This window comes from Aquiflexum lacus (genome assembly GCF_015476655.1).
In the GTDB taxonomy this organism is placed as follows: domain Bacteria; phylum Bacteroidota; class Bacteroidia; order Cytophagales; family Cyclobacteriaceae; genus Aquiflexum; species Aquiflexum lacus.
The window spans coordinates 24,388-31,093 of record NZ_JABFHF010000048.1 but is presented as its reverse complement, the minus strand read 5'-3'; the positions used below and the strand labels follow the sequence as shown (position 1 = coordinate 31,093).

Annotated in this window: 2 protein-coding genes; both read left to right on the top strand. The window is 37.9% G+C overall.

What is annotated here, in order from left to right; genetic code table 11:
• The first annotated feature begins 512 nt into the window (after nt 1-512).
• A complete protein-coding gene (locus HMJ38_RS24445; RefSeq protein ID WP_194977077.1) occupies nt 513-2,648 on the top strand; it encodes an adenylate/guanylate cyclase domain-containing protein in 2,136 nt (711 codons plus the stop codon).
• A 5-nt stretch (nt 2,649-2,653) separates the two neighbouring features.
• A complete protein-coding gene (locus tag HMJ38_RS24440; protein WP_194977076.1) occupies nt 2,654-6,706 on the top strand; it encodes an nSTAND1 domain-containing NTPase in 4,053 nt (1,350 codons plus the stop codon).

The following is a 6,706-nucleotide window of genomic DNA, read 5'->3' as shown; positions in this document are numbered from 1 at the left end:
CTGGGGTTACACCCGGGAGAGTAGGCCGCCGCCACATTATCATAAAAGCCTTTGGGGAAATCCAGAGGCTTTTGGCGTTTTATAGGCGGGAGGAAAGGCCAATTGGTTTTGCAAGCATCATTATGTTTTCATATTGGCCAACCATAAGAATAGGGTGTAAAGATTTTTTCAGAAGTATACTTTTTGAAAATGAGCAAAAAGACTCAATTACAAATTTGATTAAATGTTTTTAACTCAGATCCACCTATTTAAATTTAAAAATTATCAATATTTTTTTTTAAAAAAAACTTTGCATCTCTTAGTAGAAAAGCAATTCTTAATAACATGAAAATGTAATTTGATTTGCATAATAGAATTATTTTTAAGTTCTATATTGATAAGGAAAGCCATTATATTATTTGGGATTAATAACTTAATTGTTTAGAAATGTCTTTTTTTGGCTAAAATTTCCCATATTACTATTGTAATGTTTTTAAATGAAATTTTTGCTCATATTTTCTCAGAATAATTAAATGTCACAAATACGCCAACTTGCAGCGATCATGTTCACTGATATTGTCGGATATACGGCATTGATGGGAAATGATGAACAAAAAGCCTTTGAATTATTAAGGAAAAACAGGGAAATCCATAAACCTGTGATAGATGAATTTGGGGGTAAATTTATCAAAGAGCTTGGCGATGGAGTGATGGCAAGTTTTCCTTCAGTGAGTAATGCCGTTTACGCCGCCATAAGAATCCAAGAGTTGTGCAACGAAGCAAATGTTTACAAACTTAGAATAGGAATTCATCAGGGAGAAGTCATTTTTGAGGATGAGGACATTTTTGGAGATGTAGTCAATATTGCAGCAAGAATACAAGCATTGGCAGCACCAGCGAGTATATTCGTATCCGAATCGGTACAAAGAGACCTTACCAATAAAAATGATATCCGATCAGAATTTTTTAAAATTGAAAACCTTAAAAATGTAAAAGATCCGGTCAAGGTCTATAGAATACTATCAGCATCATCCATATCAAACAGCAATCAAACATCAGCCATAGAAAAGTCATCCATTATTTCTGAATATGATTATGATATCCATATCAGTTTTAGGTTTAATGATAACAAATATGATGGTTGGGTTTCCGAACTTGTCACAAAGCTCAAACAGGAACTAAGTGCTACCTGTAAGGATAAACTTTCAATTTATTTTGACATTAATCCGGAAGATGAAAAGAAGAAATTTCTACAAGAAGACGGTTCTGTTTCCTCAAAAATTAAATCCTTAATTTTCATTCCAATTATTTCACAAACCTATTGTGATGTCAATTCTCTTGTTTGGAAAAATGAATTCAAAGGATTTCAAGACGGGGTGCTTGGCGAGAAAATGGGCAAAACCATTAAGCTATTGAATGACAATGTCGCTTCAAGAGTGATTCCTGTAAAAATTCATGATATAGATATGGAGGATATCAAACTCCTTGAATCAGAACTTTCAGATGGTTTACGTTCCATTGATTTTATTTTCAGAGAAGATGGGGTCAACCGTCCCCTGCTGCCTATAGATGACGAAAAGCTTGGAAATCCAAATAGGCCCATGTACCGAAATCAGATCAATAAATTGGCCAATGCGATTAAGGATATTATTTCAGGAGCCAAGCTTTTTCAAAAAGAAAACTCTTTTGGATATACCGCTTTTTCCCCAACATCTACCCAAATAGTACCCAATGTAGTATCTACTTCTTTGTCCTCTTCCTTGAAAGTCCAGATGATAGACCGCTCCAGGCCAAATGTTTTCTTGGCATGGACATCCAATGACTTAAAGGAAAAAAGAGAGGAGATGGCGATTATCCTCCAAAAAGCCGGATTTAATGTGCTTCCTGCTATAGATTGTCCGGCAGATGATGAGGTTTTTAGGGCTAAAACCATTGAAACCATCAAACAATGTGTTTGCTCACTACATATTTTGAGTGGAGAGTTTGGCAGGCGTTTCGAATTGGAGGACGATGTTTCATTTCCGCAATTCCAGTTTCTGGAAGCGAAAAAAATAATTGATGCTGCAGATTCAGAATTCAATTCATTTGTATGGGTACATCCTGAGGCTACAGGAACTATTAAACCTGCCCAACAGGAATTCATCAAATATATTCGGAACAACATCACCAAAAATATGATGTTTTCAAATAGTGCGGGTCCCATGCAATTGGTGGATGACATTAGGGTAGTCATGCTGAAGGAGGAAGTAGAAATCTTCGATTCAAAGGATACCGATATCTTTTTTATTTTCAATCAGCAGGATGAACTGGAAGCAAAAGAAATTACGGACAGGTTGAGTTTGGAATACCCGATAGAAATCATGAATATCATGCCCGATGGGGAAGATCAATATAGGGAAGTTTCTTCACAGCAGATTCCAAAAAGTAAACTGGCTGTGGTTTATTTTAAATATGCTGCAGATTGGGCCTTGCCCTTCATTAAACAAATCTGGAAAGAAGTAGGTGGGGCATCTTCACCCACACCATTATTTTTTATTGGGGAAGATGATCCAAGAAGTAATTTTGCGCGGATTTTCAAAGCTCCGAAAGTGGTTTCTACCATTGTTCCCAAAGAGGAAGTGCCGGCAGAAGTCAAAAAAGTTTATACCACAGTTGTCAATCTCAAATAACGGGTATGTTTGAAGACTATCAAATATGCCCCTATACGGGACTGCGCTCTTTTACAGAAGAGGAATCTTTATACTTTAAAGGTAGGGAAGATGATATTGATGCTGCTACAGCCCAATTGCAGCGGAATAAGTTTCTGATGCTGACAGGTGCTTCCGGTGACGGAAAGTCATCACTTGTTTATGCAGGGATCATTCCCAATGCCAGGGCAGGTTTCCTTAAATCGAAATATACCCAATGGTGTGTCGCTGATTTTAGACCTGAAAGGTCCCCCTTCAAAAATCTGTGCAAAGCCATAGCCAATCAACTTGATATCCCAAATGAGGTAACTGTTGAATCGGAATTGAAGCATGGTTTTTCTGCCATTGTTGATTTATATAGGAATTCTGATAGGTTTCTTGATGAAGATACGCTGGAGTGGCAAGCAGCAGACGAACGAAAGAGGGCAAGTATTAAGAGAAAAGCAGCCAATTTGATCATCCTTGTGGATCAGTTTGAGGAATTTTTTACCAATCCAGAAAACTATGACAAAGGAGTTCCCTCAAAAGAAGCCAATCTGGTTTTAAATTTATTATTGGAAACCTCCAAGATAGCATTGGAGGAAGGACTGCCCATCTATGTTATTTTTACCATGAGGTCGGACTTTATCGGGCAATGCGCGGCTTTTCGTGGGTTGCCTGAGTACATAGGATTTTCCCAGTTTTTTGTTCCCCGGCTCAACAGGGCCCAACTACAATTGGTCATTGAAGAACCGGCTGTCCTCAGTGGAAATCAAATTACAAGGAGACTGACTGAAAGATTAATCCATGATCTGACCGAGGGAGTAGATCAGCTTCCAATTCTTCAGCATGCGCTCAATCAGATTTGGCATGCGGCCAGTAATGGGACAGAAGAAATGGATCTGATTCATTATGCCATGGTCGGGGGAATGTCGATAAAAGAACTACCGGAAGATCAGGTATTGAGCTTTAAACAATGGTTTGATGATTTGCCTGAAAATATAAAAGCCTGTTATCACGCACCGAGTTTGCAGAATGTCCTTGACACCCATACCAATAAGCTATTTGAGCAGGCAATGGCCTACTACATTGAAAATACAGGTAAGGATATTTCCAATGAAGACACAAAAGCAATTATCAAAAATGCTTTTTCCTGCCTGACCAAAATTGACCAAAGTCGTGCTGTAAGAAACCGGATGACCCTACTGGAAATTACCAATATTTTGGGAAGGAAGGAATTCGGTACGATTGAAGTCGGGGCGGTATTGAATATTTTCCGGGAACCTGGTAATACTTTTATCAGACCCTTTATTTCCGATGATCCGGAAAGCCGTGATCTAGGTGAAAATGACGTGCTTGACATTACCCACGAAAGCCTGATCCGTAATTGGGATTATCTCAAAAACTGGGCTGAGGAAGAATATGACAATTACACCGTTTATCTGGATTATGAACAACAGCTCAACCGCTGGGTGGAAAGCGGAAAATCAAATGCTTTTTTGATGTCGATCGGACCTTTGACCTATTTTGAAAATTGGATCAACAACCTTAACCCAAATATCCATTGGGTTGCCAGATATCTTCCGGAAGAGCTCGATCAAGAAAATAAGTTATCAAAAGCAAAAAACATCCTAAAAAATTCTCAGGAATTCCTTTCCAAGAGTGCCAGTAAGCATGTAATAACCAGAACCGTCATGCGATATGGAGCAAAAAGAATAGGGATAGCGGTTGCCTTGATTGCATTTTTGATATTTAGTTCTTTTGCGATAAGGCAATACCTTAAGCAGCAAAATTCAGCTGTTCTAAACTCCATTCAAGCAGAGTCAATAAAATTGGTCAACAGTCCAAAAGTGGCATTTGAAGATAAAATATACCTCATAGTGGAGCAGTTGAAACTTGATCTTACCAGTATAGATGAGGTTATAAATTCCGTTCCTGACCCAATTGAAAAAATCAATATCGCAAATGGAATAGCTACGATGCTGGTTTTTCAGGGATCTAACGAACCCAAAGGGGAAATTTTGAGAAGTTTGACCATTGCAGATAGTATTTCGGTTGAATATGCAGTGCCCAGCAATGTCAATTCCTCATTTTCGGCCATTTTAAAAGAGTTGAATGACCTGAGAGTGACCTTGGAACTGGCATATTATCATAATCCAGCCCTTCAAATAGATACTTGGCGGAAAGCGAATGCCAAGAGGATAGGTATTATGGTATTACATATCCTGGAGACCCAACCGGCAGATTTTACGGATATGAGGAACCTGACGCTTGCACTTGAGCATGCCATAAATTTTCGGGCCTTTACGCAGGAGGAAATTGTGAGGATTATTCAAATTCTATCCCCTTTCGAGCAGGAAAGCCAATCAGATTGGTTGAAATTAAATTTTGATGCGGATAACCTTCTTTTGAGAGGTGCTGCTGACTATGGTTTCAAATTCAACGGACTTTATCAGCAATTGGCCTATTTATATGCTTCACAAGGCAACAGTGAAAGGGTATTGGATTGCATGGATATTTTATTGGCCAATTCCCAAAACAATTACCAGGGAGATTATGCCGCAGGGGCTGATAATGCCGCCAATATAGCCGCTGTGTATTACAAGTACAGACAAGATACTGCATTGGATGAGTTTGTACGAGGATACATTTCAAGAAAAAACATTACTTCAGAGGAGTTTTATGCTAGCCTTTTGGGAAGAATGCTCAAATCTGCTAATACAACTTTTAATTTGCATTTGATTGGATTTATGGATGACAGGCAAAACCTTAACCTTCAGTTCAGCGATCGGGAGCAAATCAGCTATTTCTATGCAAAATACAGGAAAACTGTACTTTCTGACATTAAGGATCCAAATGAGAGAAATTATTTGCTGGCCCTTTCTTTTAAAAATGAGGGTATTTTAAAAGCGATCAATTTAGAGGAACGAAAAAATGAGGACCTCTCAGTAAACCAATTATTTGATAAAGCCTTCGAATATTATAAACTGGTGCCCACTTCCTATTTGGAACAAACTACCTCAGTCATTGGGGTTGGAGCCACAGACGATATAATTGTTCCCCGAAAATTCTTGTTTATTTATCCTGACTTAAGGATTGGATTTCCTCCTTTGGAACCAAGGTCTTTCTTTTTCTTTTATTTTTCGGATGCCTTTTTGGAATATGTTCTGGAAAACCAATTGATAGATGAATTATATCCAACAAAGGCTGAGCTTGATTTTTTCACAGCTTGGTTGTTGGCCTATAATTCTAAAATCTGGGTTCCCAATGGATTTATTGTCAAACCGGCCAGATATGAAATATTTAAAAGACTCGAAACTGAATTATCAGGTAGGGAAAATATTGATCAGGTCGACCTGAATTGGTTATATCTGTATTTGGGAGAAATGGCTTACAAGGACAATGAAGTGGAAGCTGCCTTGTCTTATTATCAGAAAATAAATCCGGATAACCTATTAAATATTCTCCGGTCCAAGGAATATGGGAATCAGATCAACAATCATTCTTTAAGGTTGATTGCCTCTGCCATTGAGGCATTGGCAAATACCGGTGATTTTGAGGGTATTAAAGGTTTGATGAGGCCATTCAATAAATCCATCAATAGATCTTCCTTATATGCCTATGCTGCAAAAGACATACTTTATAAAAAAACAGATCCTCAAATAGCCAAAAGATTATTAGACTCTGCCATGATGGAGTTTAACAGAACAGGAATTGTTACTTCAGGACAACCTCATAGAATACAACTTGCCTATGCCAATACCTTTTATGATCCTAAAGGAAATGTAGATGAGTCTTTTAGGATTATCAAAAACTTACAGCAGAAAATACTTGCCAACCAATTTATTGTCCGCTCTTTGGGTTTTCATGCTTATTTATACGAGGCTAAAAGCCGTTTTCCTGAAAATATTTCTGATGGAGACCAAGCTATTTTGCTGAGTGAAATTTTATATGGATATGCTGAAGGTAAGGGTGAGTTAAATGATAAGTGGTCCAAATTTCAGGAAAATTATCTTTGGAATATTACCCGATGGATTTTTTACATAGATGAAAGCAGTTGA

Excerpts from the sequence above, each read along its gene's own strand:
- HMJ38_RS24445 (WP_194977077.1), top strand. The coding sequence starts at position 513 with ATGTCACAAATACGCCAACTTGCAGCGATCATGTTCACTGATATTGTC.
- HMJ38_RS24440 (WP_194977076.1), top strand. The coding sequence starts at position 2,654 with ATGTTTGAAGACTATCAAATATGCCCCTATACGGGACTGCGCTCTTTT.